This window comes from Aeromonas sp. 160P, assembly GCF_055193095.1.
The window spans coordinates 2,109,627-2,122,584 of the sequence record NZ_JBUXKV010000001.1 but is presented as its reverse complement, the minus strand read 5'-3'; the positions used below and the strand labels follow the sequence as shown (position 1 = coordinate 2,122,584).

At 58.8% G+C, this 12,958-nt stretch carries 14 protein-coding genes; all 14 read right to left on the bottom strand.

Features of this window, described 5'->3' with window-relative positions; translation table 11 throughout:
- Positions 1-112 precede the first annotated feature (112 nt).
- A complete protein-coding gene (locus ACY8FN_RS10135; protein ID WP_463099937.1) occupies positions 113-1,513 on the bottom strand; it encodes a hypothetical protein in 1,401 nt (466 codons plus the stop codon).
- Between the two features lie 14 nt (positions 1,514-1,527).
- A complete protein-coding gene (locus ACY8FN_RS10130) occupies positions 1,528-1,767 on the bottom strand; it encodes a bacteriocin (protein WP_463099936.1) in 240 nt (79 codons plus the stop codon).
- Positions 1,767-2,147 (bottom strand): hypothetical protein, encoded by a 381-nt coding sequence (locus ACY8FN_RS10125; RefSeq protein ID WP_103858409.1) that lies wholly within the window; start codon positions 2,145-2,147, stop codon positions 1,767-1,769. The genes ACY8FN_RS10130 and ACY8FN_RS10125 overlap by 1 nt, the downstream gene beginning before the upstream one ends.
- 2 nt (positions 2,148-2,149) lie before the next feature.
- The gene (locus ACY8FN_RS10120) at positions 2,150-2,827 is read right to left on the bottom strand and encodes a hypothetical protein (RefSeq protein WP_463099935.1); all 678 of its coding nucleotides are present in this window, start codon (positions 2,825-2,827) and stop codon (positions 2,150-2,152) included.
- Between the two features lie 9 nt (positions 2,828-2,836).
- On the bottom strand, positions 2,837-3,112 hold the full coding sequence (locus ACY8FN_RS10115; RefSeq protein WP_463099934.1) for a hypothetical protein: 276 nt from the start codon (positions 3,110-3,112) through the stop codon (positions 2,837-2,839).
- A 93-nt stretch (positions 3,113-3,205) separates the two neighbouring features.
- Positions 3,206-7,072 (bottom strand): phage tail tip fiber protein, encoded by a 3,867-nt coding sequence (locus ACY8FN_RS10110; protein WP_463099933.1) that lies wholly within the window; start codon positions 7,070-7,072, stop codon positions 3,206-3,208.
- Positions 7,072-8,616, bottom strand: a complete 1,545-nt coding sequence (locus ACY8FN_RS10105; protein ID WP_463099932.1) for a hypothetical protein — start codon at positions 8,614-8,616, stop codon at positions 7,072-7,074. Before ACY8FN_RS10105 ends, ACY8FN_RS10110 begins: the two co-directional genes overlap by 1 nt.
- 155 nt (positions 8,617-8,771) lie before the next feature.
- A complete protein-coding gene (locus ACY8FN_RS10100) occupies positions 8,772-8,942 on the bottom strand; it encodes a hypothetical protein (RefSeq protein WP_463099931.1) in 171 nt (56 codons plus the stop codon).
- The gene (locus tag ACY8FN_RS10095; RefSeq protein WP_463099930.1) at positions 8,939-9,271 is read right to left on the bottom strand and encodes a hypothetical protein; all 333 of its coding nucleotides are present in this window, start codon (positions 9,269-9,271) and stop codon (positions 8,939-8,941) included. Before ACY8FN_RS10095 ends, ACY8FN_RS10100 begins: the two co-directional genes overlap by 4 nt.
- Positions 9,268-10,755, bottom strand: a complete 1,488-nt coding sequence (locus ACY8FN_RS10090; RefSeq protein ID WP_463099929.1) for a LamG-like jellyroll fold domain-containing protein — start codon at positions 10,753-10,755, stop codon at positions 9,268-9,270. Before ACY8FN_RS10090 ends, ACY8FN_RS10095 begins: the two co-directional genes overlap by 4 nt.
- A gap of 11 nt (positions 10,756-10,766) precedes the next feature.
- Positions 10,767-11,444: a phage adaptor protein gene (locus ACY8FN_RS10085; protein ID WP_463099928.1), complete on the bottom strand. Its 678-nt coding sequence runs from the start codon at positions 11,442-11,444 to the stop codon at positions 10,767-10,769.
- Positions 11,445-11,453: 9 nt separating this feature from the next.
- Complete coding sequence (locus ACY8FN_RS10080) at positions 11,454-12,035, bottom strand: hypothetical protein (protein ID WP_463099927.1); 582 nt, start codon at positions 12,033-12,035, stop codon at positions 11,454-11,456.
- A 2-nt stretch (positions 12,036-12,037) separates the two neighbouring features.
- Positions 12,038-12,478 carry a hypothetical protein gene (locus ACY8FN_RS10075; RefSeq protein ID WP_463099926.1) on the bottom strand — a complete coding sequence of 147 codons (441 nt, stop codon included), beginning with the start codon at positions 12,476-12,478 and terminating at the stop codon, positions 12,038-12,040.
- 66 nt (positions 12,479-12,544) lie between these two features.
- The gene (locus tag ACY8FN_RS10070) at positions 12,545-12,934 is read right to left on the bottom strand and encodes a hypothetical protein (RefSeq protein WP_139729150.1); all 390 of its coding nucleotides are present in this window, start codon (positions 12,932-12,934) and stop codon (positions 12,545-12,547) included.
- Positions 12,935-12,958: the final 24 nt, after the last annotated feature.

The window sequence follows — 12,958 nt, the reverse complement described above, 5'->3', positions numbered from 1 at the left end:
AAAAGAAAAGCCCCGACCGGCGAACCGATCAGGGCTTGATATGGTGGTGCTGGCCAATAAGCAGACTGGCCGACTATGGGGAGATGCTAACGCTGGGGGTGGGGAAAGGCAACTACTGGCGAGCCTGCGCCAGACTTATGGCCTGATAGGCATTTGTCTCTGCGTCACGCAGCCTTCCTGCTGTCACTGTTGCCTGCTCGGCCTTCTGCTGTTTGACTGCCTGCTGGCGCCACAGCTCAAACGCCGTGTTCATCCGCGTCGGGTTTTCCATCAGGCTGCTCAGCTTTCCGTGCTGATTGGCCTCCTTGATAAACTGCAGGCGCTCCGGGTCGCCGCCAGTCCACGCCTTGATGGGTGCCTCCTGCTTTGGCTCCTCAGTCTTGGTGGTCAGGCCGTAGGTGTCAGCCAGCGCCGCCTTGCTCTGCTCAAGCTGACTATCAAGTGCATCCAGTTGCAGGTCTTTATCCTCTGCGTTGCTGGAGGAGATCCTGGCGCGGTTCTGGCCGTGCTGCTTCTCAAGGTCGGCGACCGCCTTCTTGTAGCCAGTCTGATCCGGCCCTGCCGTCAGGCCAAGCGAGGTACGTAGCTGGTCGGCGTTGCCGATCATGTGCTTGGCCAGTGCTGCCCGCTGGTATGCCGGTTTCAGGAAGTCATTGATGGGGATCACCTTGGGGTGGTCATCCGGTGCAGAGGTGCGGTTATTGGTGACCGGGCGAACCGCCTTGCTGCCGTCGTCATAGGTCACCTCCACCCCCAGCACCACGCCGCGCCCATCAGGGGTGATCATGATGTTGCTCAGCTGCTTGCTGGTAATGGTCTTGCCGCTGTCCGGGTCGATGTCGCCAACCCCTTTATTAACCTCCTCCTGATAGAGGGTACCGGCAGCCTTGATAAACTGGGGGTTATTTACGGCAGCGTGCCCTTCCGGCGTGGTTGGGTCTAGCTTTCCTTCCTGAGCCTGGCGCATCAGGTTGCCAGCATGGGTGACAAAGGTCTTGCCCGCCTCGGCATAATCCTGCTGCAGGTAGCGCTCAGGGTTGAAGGAGCCAGCCCGCGGATCGCGCACCACGCTCCAGAACTGCTGGCCCGGGTCCTTGCCATCTGCAACGGCTTGCCAACCAGATTGGATGATGGGCAGGTTCTCCTGTTGGTACAGTTGCTTGCTGCGCTGCTCCTTCTGCCACTCATACTCCTGCTGCTGGCGCGCATCGCCAGCATTGGCGCGGCGTTCTGCGGCACCGGCTCGCGCTTCAGCTGCCTTAACTTGCCTCTCCGTAAGGGAAAACTGCTTTTCATAGCGATCATCAGAAACCTTATCGCGCCCCTTGCTGTAATCCAGCTCACTCTGGTAGCGAGCATCGGCCACCTTTTGCCGCTCCTGCTCGTTTTGCCACATGGCATCGCGCATGCTGATAGCCTTATCGGCTCGCGCGTCATCTTTCTGGCCGCGCTGATAGCGATCCATGGTGTTGAAGCCAGCCAGAAAGCCTTCTGCCAATCCTGATACACCCATCACTCACCCCCCATTTAAAACAAACCGTCAGCCAGAAAACCAATACCGCCGCCAATCAGCGCACCAACAGGCCCGCCAGCCAGCATCCCCATAGACGCACCAGCGCCTATTGAACTCATCGTCTGCTGCTTTTTGGCCGTCTTAAGGCTCTGGTTGGCCATTTCCACTTCCTGCTCCCGATTTGCTGCATCACGCAGCCCCATCATCCCCTGCTGGCGCGTCTGACCGCCGATATCCAAAATGCCGTACCCCATCACACACCCCCTCCGGTTTTAATTGCCTCACGCAGCCCCGCATCCGCGCCGGTCAGGATCCCCATTTGCCGGGTCTGCTCCTGTTCACGCAGGCCGTTCTCGGTGCCTGCCGTCATCAGCGCCATGCGCAGCCCCTGGCTGTTATCATTGGCATTGCTGCTGGTGCCCAGCCCCATCCGCGCATTGCGGTTGGCCGTAGCCTGCTGAGCTGAGCGGAGCGCGTTGGCGTTGTTCTCATCCACCCGCCCCAGTTGCTCCCGCAGCAACTGGCCGTTGGTGGCCAACTCCATCAGTTCCTGCTGCTTGGGGTAGAAGCGCGTCTTCCAGTCCTGGTACTGCTCTCGGGTGATTTTGGCGTAAGTGTCTGCGGCGTAACCCATGGTTACCTACCTCCCAAATACGTTTTTGCGTTGGGGTTATAGACGCGGTTATCAGCGAGCGTCTTGGTGCTATCGAGATGTGATGCAACATCACTGTTGCTGGTAACCGTCGGCGCTTTCAGGCTGGCCAGCCCATACGAGGTGGCGGATCCTGCCAGGGTTCCCACCAAACCAGCCGTCGCCTGCTGACTTTGGTAAGAGCTCTGTGCATCACTGGTTGCCTTGCGCAAGCTGGTTGTGGCCACATCGCCAATACCAGCCAGCGATTCAGCCTTCTGCCCTGCGCCAATGCTCACCACATCCTTGAGCCCAGCAACATACTTGTCCTGCTGGCTGGACTGCGCTCGGTTGGCTGTATCGGTCTGGCTCAATGCCTGGTCAGTTGCCAGGCCTTCCATTGCCTCCTGGTACCGGCCACTGGTCGGGTCTGCCCCGCTGGCAGCCATGGAATCAGCCAGCCCGGCGCGCGCTTCACCGAAGGTTTTCGCCGTTCCCAGCGACGCCGTTCCGGCCAACTTGTCGTATTCGCGTTCGCTGTTGAGGTCATCCACCTTGTCCATGAAGACGTCTTCATACTGCTGCAGGTCACTCTTGTAGATATTCCACTGCTCTGTGGCCACATCAGCCGCGGCCTTCTGGGCTTCGGTTTCCTTGATTTCGTTTGAACCACCCTTTCCCATCCCCTCACCTCACAAGTTGATCTGAAATACAAACATGCCGTCAGCATCATCTGGCTGACGCTCCCACCCCATTCTTGGCGCAACCTTGAGCCACCCCTTGCGCGTCGAATGGAAGCGAAGCCAGCGGGCGCCAATCAGGCGAGCCAGCCGCTTCACTTCCGGCAGGTGTCGCTCCGGTGCCCCGCCATCACCCCACCCCACCCAGACCAGGACACCGATCACGCCATCTTCTGCCTGTGGCTTGAGCACAAACCCGTCATCGCCACGCACAAACAAAAACGCCATCCGGTTTCGGATGGCGTCGTGTAGTTCTATGGATAAGGTAGGGTTGTTAGTATCGTTAGCAATGCGTTGTAGCATTCTTTCAATCGTGGTCATTTATGCAAAAGTCGATGAATCCTGCTTTTGCACGGTGACCAATGCAGTTGCAGTACTGAAATTAGGAATGTTGGCAGATGATGATATTGTGACTTGGACATTTGCCGGGATGGTATATGTGAACACCTCACTTTTCATATCAGCTATTGCCCCAGTTTGCCCGCCAAGCAATGGTGAAACCGATAGACTCCCAATCGAACTACCATTAACTAAGATATTGATGTGACTTCCATATCTCCCTGCAGCGATAAACGTGGACACATATATTTTTCTAACATATACAGAGGGTAGTACAGTCAGTGCTCCATTATTAGGCAATGATCTTGTTGCCGCTACATCCCCTTGAATCCGTTCAGCATATACAGTCCCCCTAACCACGCAATCCTGCTCAATCGTGCAGTTGCCTATGGTCATATTGCGAACATAGCCACCCTCTGCATTGAGCCTGTTGGTGTAGATGCTCCCATCGCTGTAAATGATGGAGTGCCACCCCCAGCCCCAGCCACCATAAGGGCCACCCTTGCCAAAACCAGCCGCACCGCCAGCCATGAAGGCGTTGCCCATATCGATCTGGCCACCGTTAATCAACGGGGTTGTGATGCTCACCCCGGCCTTGATGTAGTCGGCGGTGATCTTCTCTGACTGGATGATCTGGATGGTGGCTTTGCGGATAATGGCCTCGGCAATGACCGCCTGACCATTGTCGATGGCAAACAGCGGCGCCATGGGCGTTGAACTATTCGGGTTGAATACGAACACCTGAGAGGCAGAGATAGCCACCTGGCTGGTGCCGTCCGACTTGGCAATCAGGCCGATCCCGGCCTTGATGTCGCCAGCCTGAGCCTTGACTGACCACATGGCCTGAGCGCCGTTTTGCAGGTCGGCTATGGCTTTGCTCTGTGACTGCACTGCCGCAGCGTTGGCTGCAATACGCGGGTCATCGGTAGCCACCCATGCGGTGCCGCTGTACCGATATGGTCGGTTGTTGTTGGCGGTGTCAAACCACAGGTCGCCGGTTCCCATGCCTGTGCTTGGCGCTGTGGCCTGAAAAAATGTCTTGTTTTTGCTGCCGGCTACGGCCGATACCGTATTGATCTGGCTGGCCAAGGACTGCACGGCGTTTGCTCGCGCCTCTGACTCCGCAGTGATCTGGCCTTCTAGCCGATTATCACCATCCTGATAATTAGCCGTAACCTGCTGGATCTGGCTGGCCAGCGACTCTACCGCATCAGCCCGGGTTGTCGCCTCCTCATTGATGCGCCCAGATAGCGCGGCGTCTGCCGTTTCCATAGCGGATTTCTGCTGACTCAGCTTCTCGGTCATGGCTGAATTTGCGTCAGCGCCTGCCTTGGCCACCTCGGCAATAGAGGCAGACAGCGACTGGTCAACCCCCTCTATCTGCACCTCAAGAACCGACGTTTTTTGTGCCAGCGCCTCGTCCGCCGTGCTGCGCGCCAGCCGCTCCTCGGTGATCTGGCTGTGCAGATCGGCGCTGTCGGCCTCGTAATCTGCGGTGAGTTGTGTCACATCTCGCGCCAGCGCCTCATGGTCGTTGGCCAGCGTTTTCTGCTGAGTGACGATCTTGCCGCGCGCCTTGCGGTTCTCCCGGTCGCGTTCATCGCTGGCCAGAGCTCCCTCGACATCCGTTTTGCCACCAAGGTCGATGGATGACTCCATGTTGTCCTGACGCTGCGCCAGTGCCTGGGCGTTATCAACAACCACCTTTTCCAGGCTGGAGATGCTGGCCGCGTTGGTGGCATCCCCCTGCTTTACGCTGGCGTCCAGCGTGGTGATCCGCTGAGCCAGTGCGCCGTCCCCATCCGCCCGCGCCTGCTCCTCTTGGGCTACGCGGGCGCTCAGGTCGCCAAGTTCGCCATCCACATTGGCGGTCAACTCATCCACTCGCCGCGATATGGCTTCATCAGCCGTCGCTCTTGCCTCGGATTCACTGGCAATCCCGGCGCTCAGAACGCTGTCTGCATCGGTCATCTCGGCATGCATCTGGTCTTGGCGCAGCGCCAGCGCACTGTCGGCGTCAGTCGATACCTTTTCCAATGCCTTGATGGCTGCTGCGGTTTCGCCAAACGACCCGCTTGTTGACGCCTTAAGATCATCAATGCGTTGTGCCAGCGCACTATCTGCGTCGGCAAGCACCTCCTCCACGCCGGTGATGCGCGCTTGGGTATCTGCATCCTTACCCTCAAACTTGACGTCCATGTCGGTGATGCGCTTGGCTTGGGCGGCCTGCTCATTCACGATCACCTGCTGATTGGTGCGAATTGCGCCAAAGGCTGTGCGGTTATCCCTGTCTCGCTCATCCCCAGCCAGCGCGGCATCAATGGCGGCCTGACCGGCATCGCCAGCCCCATCAGCCTTGTCCTTGGCCAGCTCAACCTCGGCTTTAATTTCATCGAACCGCCCGGCAGTGATACCACCGTTGGACTCAATCACTTCCTCAAGTACGCTGATCTTACCTTCTGTCTCGCCCGTCCTCACCTCCAGCCCACTTACTCGCTGGGCCATTACGCCGTCAGCGTCAGCGGTGACTCGCGCCAGTTCGGTGATCCTGGCATCAAGCTTCTCATCCCCGCTATCCACGGTGGCCTGCAGCCCGTCGATGCGCTGCGCTTGGCTCGACAGCTCATCGGTGTGGACCGTCAGTTTGCTTTCGGCATTGGCCAGTCGTTCGCCCTGCTCGTCAACCTCCTGCTGCGTCGCCTTCTGCGCCAGCTCCCCTTTGGTAGCGTTCAGCTCCTGCCCGATCTGGGTAACCTTCTTCTGCTCATCGGTGAACTCGCCCTTGGTCACCGTCTGGCTCAGGCTGGCATCGAGCCCATTAATGCGCTGCTCTGCCTCTGTGATGCGCTTCCCCTGCCCATCAACCGTGACATTATCGGCCTTACTGGTGATCTGGCCAGATACCGCATCCAGCCCTTGGTGAACCTCTGTGATGGAGGTGCGCAGCTCTTCACGGACGGCGTTAACTGCGTCCATCGTAATGTTGCCGCTCTCCGGGTCAACCTCGAACACCGCATCCCGGAAGCTGTCAAAATCACCCTTATACTTGTCGATCTTGTCGTTCAGGCGATCTTGCACCATCCCGATATCGATACTGGCATTGCCAAGCTGATCCTGCGCATCCTTGAGCAGCGCCTCGCTGTCCTGCTGCTTCTGGTTCAGCGACGCCAGCTCACCCTCGATGCTGGGGATCTTGTTCTGGATTGAGTCGATAGTGACATCTACCTCATCCAGCTTTGGCTTGATCGCCTCCACATCCATGGATAGCTGCGGCACCTTCTTGATTGGGTCAAGCAGCTCCTTTGCCAAGTGACTCTCATCAATCTGCCCCTGCAGCTCATCCAGGATGTCCTGCACATCGCGGCTGGTCTCAGCCTTCACGCCGCTGGCGTTAAAGGGGCCAGCATCATCCTTGCCATTGACGAAGCGAGCCCAGTAGTAAAACGTGGCCCCCTTGCCGATGGCATCAGAGAACACATTGGCCAAGGTGGTACCGACCAGCGTGGCTGCCGGCAGGCTATCAGTCTCAGCGCGCCATATCTCGGCATAGGCGTGGCCACGGTAGTTAGGCCCATCCCAGTCGATAACCACGGTATGAAATGCGCCATTGGCCTGCACATTGACCGGTGCATGAGGCCTGTCATAGGTGCCGATTGGGAATAAATCTGGATTTTTGCCTGGCGTGAACGCGCCGCCAGCACCAGGGCGCAGAGTCGCGAGCCCCAGCGCGGTCAGCTCGCGCAGCGTGACGGCCTTATCCAGCTTGTTGCCACGTTGTCCGGTCAGCAGTTCCACGTTTTCGGCGGTGGCGGCCTGATCGCGCCCAGCCCGGTATGCTGCTTTTGCCATTACATCAACTCCGCCATTGAGCCAGCCAGGGTGATGCGCCGCACCGTGGCGGTGCCGAACACCTCGATTTGCCACCACCGGCCACGCACCGGTGGCAATCTGAATGCGCTCACCGTCAGGTTGCCGGGAGACAGCTCCATCACCAGCTGGTTATCCACAAACAGCCTGACCCCGATCTGGGAGATATCGGATGACAGGATGCGGCAACAGCCGTAAGCCGTGCCGCTGACATTCATAAACACCTTCGAGCGCCAGACGAACTGGCCATTACCAGCCTCTCCGCCGCGCCAGATATGCAGATCTCGCCCCTTGGCCACAAACAGGCTATCGCTCTCCATGTCCGAAACCGCCGCATCCCAGCGATTGGTCAGCTCACGCAGGTCGCCAGACTTGGGGTCAAAGATAAAGGCGTTGGTATCGGTCAGGCCGACGTACTTACCTTCGTGATGCCATGCCCGCAGGGTCTCAGGCTTCATTGCTCGCCACTGCTTGCGGGTGATCACCTGCTCGGTCACCACCTGCCCACCGCTGGCGCCAATGCCCACCAGACCGTCAGGGGACGCATAGAGCACGACACCATCCATGGCCACCATCGAGCGCGCACTGATACACGCCTGCGGCAGATGGCTGAGCTTCTGGTTTGTTACCGAAGAAGAGCTCACACCCTGCGCCAGATAGGGGTACCCCTTGGTGCCAATCACCAGCGCGGTATCAATGGCAGCAATGGCCACGATGTCGTGTTCGGTAGTCAGCCGGTACTTCTCCGGCCAGGCATAGGGCAGATAGGGCTCGCACAGATAGAGAGAGTTGCCAGCAAACCCGGCACACATGCCGTTGGCCATCTGGCACAGACCGCGCAGAGCGGCAGGGGGCGGCGCGTAATCGTAAGTTTCCAGCGTGGGGCCGAGCTCACCATCTGCACGGTTGTCCACAAACGCGGCTTGTGCAATGGGCAACTCTGCGACCAGCAGATAATCAGCCAAGCCACCACCGGAGACCGACCGGTAGATCCGGCGCTTGGTGATGTTGTTGTCCTGCGACTGCGGGGGTGATAGTGCCAGCGTTACCGTTGACTCAGGGATAGTGATGGACACCTTGCCGCTGGCAGGCCCGGGCGGCCCCTCCTCGCCCATCGCTGTCACATAGGTGTCAACGTAGTAGCGGGTTTCGTCGTCGGTGATGTCGTCATCCTTGCCACCCTCTGGCGGCGTGATAGCACTGACACCAACGGGAACGCCGGGCGCAGGTACACCGAGCCGATACCAGGCGGTAGGCCTGTTGCTGCCACCAGTGGCTATCTGGGCATGGGTCACCTTGGGGTATTCGCCGTCGGTATAGTAGACCCGCTGATACTCATCCCGAGCAACAGGTGAACGCATGGCCTCAACCACCTTGTTCCATACAAACCAGTGCTCGCCATAGCGAAACAGGGTTGTTGGCGTGATGGGCAGCACCACACCAGCGCTAACATCCTCCTCGATGGGAGAGATAACGCCGTGATCGAAATGGCAATCTCTGGCCACCACGGCCACTTCATCAGACAAAAGGTGAGGCTCCACGCGCGGCGTTACTCCTCGCATGGTGACGATATCAATGGCTGACATGGGATTCTCGGCGGGCAGGAAACAAAAAGGCCCACTCAGAATAGAGCGGGCCATGATGGGTAAATCCTAACGCTGACAGCGCCAGTAGGCAAGGCTCACTTGGCTGGCTGTAACACATCCTTGCAGGGATAAGGCACCAGTACAGCTTTTCCCTGGTGCAACTCCTGCACTTGGCACACCGGCCCGGGGGCTGTGGCGGTATTCCACGCCCAGCCCAGCAGCACGGCGACAACGATCGCCGTGACAGGTTCGAGACGAACGATCATGATGCCTCCAGTTTAGAGGCCCAGACATACTGGGGCGTATCCACGATGACAGTCACCGGCGCCAGCGCGGCGGCCATCGCGGGGTCTTGGGTGCGCACGTTGGCGTGACAGCCAGGTACTGGCTCGCGCACTGCAATCTCCACCCCATCGACAACAGTCACCTCGCCAGTTGGGCGAGTGACCATGCCGTGGGGTAGCAGCTGCAAGCTGGCAGTGGGGTGATAGAGAGTGCCGGTCTCAGGGTCTTTGATAAAGCCAGCGGTCAGCAGCGATTTGTTCATGGCGGCCTTATCGGCCGCTTTTAAGTTGAGGTCGATAAAGTCGGTCATGCGATTGCCTTTATTTGTGCTTCAGATAACGCTCTGTGCCAGATACGCAGATTTCGCATGTGGCCCGCACTTTGAAACAGCCCCGTGTTGTTACAAAGCAGATACAACTTGGCATTTGCAGCCTCAGCTCTTCCTGTAACTGTTGCAGTCCCAATCTTCGCTCCATTGTTGTACAGAGAAAAACTGGACCCGTTCACTACAAGTACGCAGAGACCTGACATCACAGCGGATTGTGAAACAATTTTGTTTGTTCCGAACATCGCCACTAGGCGACGCTCTTGAGAAACTCCGACATAGTGGCGGTTTGATGATGCGTCGTTATCGAGGTCTATCAGTCGGTTATCTGCTATCCTGTCGCTGACACTCAGCAAGTCCCACTCAAACGCAACAGTGAACCCTTGGAAAGCGAATCTATTACCAGCGGCTGGCAGGTACGCGGCATCAGGGGTTCGTGTCACTGCGGCGCCGGATGGCTGCATATATGACGTAGCAAACGGAAGTGCTTCAATCTGCCCGTTTGAGCACGCCCCAGCAACGGTTAACGTAAGCGCCCCTGCTGTAGCAGTAAATGTCATAGCCACCCTGTCACTCGCCCCCACACCAGCAATAGTGCCAGTCGCAGCTCCAGACAAGGTGACAGACCCGACACCAAAAAACGACAATGTGTGCGTCCCAGCTGAAACCTGAATTGTCTGCGTCGTTAGTGTGCCTGGAGTTTGTATTAGATTTGTGCTCTGCAACTCACTCAGCAACCCCTCTCGCTCAAAGCGCGGTTCATTCACGGCTGCTGATTTTTGCTGCCCATCCTTTCCTTTGTATGACGCTGTTGTGCTCCGGCTGAAATTCACCATCCGCGCCACCACATCCGAACCAACCAGCACATCCCGCCCATATCCGGTGATCATTCGCAGGCTGTCAGAGAGCGGCGCCCACACATCCGGCAGGGGGAGCGCTGCCGCAGCCACTATCCCGGCTGCACGGTCGGCCTCTGTGCCCGAGCGATCGGCTTCGGTCTTGGAGCGGTCGGCCTCGGCCTTGGCCCGCGCCGCCTGGCCCTCACCCTCGCTGGTTACTCGCTTCCAAGGGATCAGCTTGTGAGTTGTGCCGTCCGGGGCGGTTACCGTGATCTCTGCCGCATCGCTGGTAAACAACTGCTGAACCATATCAGACTGGCTCTGGTAGTAGGACAGTGAAGCGTTAAGCTTGCGTGCAAACTCCGGGATGGAGTCAGAGAAGGTGGTAATGATCTCGTAAGCCTTGCCGGTGCCAGTGGTGCCACGGAATGCCTGCACGAGATGAAGCTCGGTGTTTGACACCACGTAATCGACCTCATAGAGATCAACCGTGGTGCCGGTGGTCATACAAAAAAGGTGGCCCTTGGCCACCCCGTTCTTGGCATCTGCAAAGGTGGTTCCGGTACCGGTCACCTTCTTGCTGCCGTTGGTGACGGCTACAGTGCCGTCACGCTTCCACACTCCAGCCATCTATGCGCCCCTTACTGCCCTGTTACCCGGTTAAAGCCAGCCTGCTGGCGGGCCTCCATATTGGCGTCAGCCTGGGTTTTCTCGCCCAGCTGCTGCAGGAATGCGTTGTAGTGACCGGCCGCACGGTTGCTGTTGGCGGCGTACTCGGCATCCTTTGAGAAGCAGCGGTAGAGCATGAAGTCGATGATCGGGTTGATGTAGATATCATCCAGATCGGCCAGTGCCGGGGTGCTGACGCTCTCCACATCGGCCAGCAGCTTGGATTGCGGGGCGACCGAGTAGATCACGTCCACCTTGACCGCGGCGGCCGGGCCGGGATGCAGATAGAAGGTCTTGGGGTCGCGCTCCTCGTAGGTGTAGTTGTCCACAGAGGTCGCTATCTTGCCGGAGTGCCAGTCTGGATAGCTGTCATCCAGCGCCTTGCGCGGCACAAATCGAACCACCTTGCCGTTGGCGTTGCGCAGCACTTCAACCAGCCGCAGGGCGTCAGCTGGCAGCGCCTGTTTGGTGCCCGCTGCGCAGATAAACTCGACGTTCTTGGTGTGGGCATCGGGGCGAACCAGCACGATCGCCTTGGTGGCATCGTTGTAGTAGTCCAGCAGCTCCTGCTTGGGCCAACGGGTAAAGGTCGGATCGACCAGCAGGGTGTTAACCCGCTTGATGATGGTTGCAATAGGCACGGTAGCCATGGCGACTCCTTAGAAAAAGCTGTGTTTGCGGGGCGGGTTGTAGAACTCGACTTGCGTTGGGGCGCTGTGCTGTTTGCGGAACCGGCCAGCACGACGCCACCCCTCGACAAACTCGGCGCGATGGAAGCTGGCCCGCTTGGGGTCAGACCAAGGACGGTCTGGCTGGGCATAGAGCAGTGCGGCCACGCCGTGGGCAATGGCCTCAGCGTGGTCGTTGTAGAGCTGCGCTGGCAGCTCCTTGGCGCCTTTTACCGGGGCCGCCACATACCAGATCCGCACATTACTGAGGTCGGTCAGGATGCTCAGCTCGTTGGCAGACATGGCGAAGTAGTCACGCCCAGAGTCCAGTGGTACGCCATCATCTTCGGTGAGGTGCAGCACATTGCAGGAGGTAACCCCGTCCACATTGCACACCGCCTCAAGGCTGCCAGCTGACGCACTTGGCAGCAGGCGATCGAGGGTGATCAGCTCTGACTCGCGGCAGAAGGTGATTGCCGCCTCGGTTACCGCTTCCTCCAGCAGCATCTCGAGCGGGCCGGTGATGTGCAGCCTGACGGTAGGCAGGAACTGCTCGCGGGGCACCATCTGCATGCTTAGCCCTCCACCTTGGCGGCCTGCTTGGCTTTCAGAGCGTCACGCACACGAATGCGATATTCGTCAACCTTCTCTTTCGCGCCTTGCTGCTCGACGCCCAAATCCTCCCCCTCAACCAGGGTCGCCAACTGGGCAGAGCTGAGCTTGGCCAGATCGATCGTGCCAACCACAAAGCTCTGCTCTTCGGCAAGGCGGGCGACTTCGGCAGCAAGGCGCTCCTGCTCTTTCGCTTCCACCTTGGCGATGGTCTCCTGTCGCTCCAGTGCGCCAGCCAGCGCGTCATGGCGGATCCAGACGGTGGGGAACTCCAGCAGCTGCATGGCAATGTGGCTCTCCACATCAACCGCAGTGTGGCGCGGGAACACCAGGCGGGATCCGGTCACGGTGTCTTTCTTGCTCGGCTTGTCGCCGATATAAACCACGGCAATTTTGTCGCTCACGGCAATATCTCCAATCCAGAAATGAAAAAGCCCGGCACTGGGCCGGGCATGGCGTGACGGGCGGCCTTACAGGTTGCCGATCACCTCATAGTGCAGCTTGAGCTTGACCGTGCCCGTTGCCGCACCGCCGCCGACTGTGAGGGTGATCTCCTGGTCTGGGAGTGTCATCAGATCGTCCACCGGGAAATACTTGGCCACCGCCGCCACCGTGCTCTCGGCGTTGATGATGACCGTCGAACCGACGGTGACCGTGAGGTTGGTACTTGCGCCCAGCGCGCTGCTGATGAGGGTGGCACCAACCACTTTCAGGTTGGGCTCCACCTTGTCACCGAACGCGACGACATCACCGGACGGCACAGCCGCCAGCTTGGCCACCAGGGTCGGGGAGATAGAGAGGTTGCCGAACGAACCAATAAACCAACGGTACGCTCGGGCGAGCAGGGTAGTTTTGGCCATGATATGGCTCCTTGTCTGGTCAGA